At 66.8% G+C, this 593-nt stretch carries 1 protein-coding gene; it reads left to right on the top strand.

Annotated features, from left to right (window positions below; all coding sequences use genetic code 11):
* Nucleotides 1-2: 2 nt before the first annotated feature.
* A partial coding sequence (locus MMF94_RS43215; protein ID WP_277398974.1) for a TCP-1/cpn60 chaperonin family protein occupies nt 3-593 on the top strand: 591 nt, incomplete at its 3' end.

Genomic DNA, 593 nt, shown 5'->3' with positions numbered 1-593 from the left:
CCATGGCGAAGATGATCGCTTTCGACGAGGAGGCGCGCCGCGGGCTCGAGCGCGGCATGAACACCCTCGCCGACGCTGTCAAGGTGACGCTGGGCCCGCGTGGTCGCAACGTCGTCCTGGAGAAGAAGTGGGGCGCGCCCACCATCACCAACGATGGTGTGTCGATCGCCAAGGAGATCGAGCTCGAGGACCCGTGGGAGAAGATCGGGGCCGAGCTGGTCAAGGAGGTCGCCAAGAAGACCGACGACATCGCGGGTGATGGCACCACCACCGCGACGGTCCTGGCGCAGGCGCTGGTCCGTGAGGGTCTGCGCAACGTGGCCGCGGGTGCGAACCCGATGGCGCTCAAGCGGGGCATCGAGAAGGCCGTGGAGGCCGTCTCGCAGCAGCTGCTGAAGACCGCCAAGGAGGTCGAGACCAAGGAGCAGATCGCTGCGACCGCCTCGATCTCGGCGGCCGACTCCACGATCGGTGAGCTGATCGCCGAGGCGATGGACAAGGTCGGCAAGGAGGGCGTGATCACGGTCGAGGAGTCCCAGACCTTCGGTCTGGAGCTCGAGCTCACCGAGGGCATGCGCTTCGACAAGGGCTAC

It is taken from the genome of Pseudonocardia alaniniphila, from assembly GCF_022524485.1.
Lineage (GTDB): Bacteria > Actinomycetota > Actinomycetes > Mycobacteriales > Pseudonocardiaceae > Pseudonocardia > Pseudonocardia alaniniphila.
This window is presented reverse-complemented; position numbering and strand designations above follow the sequence as displayed.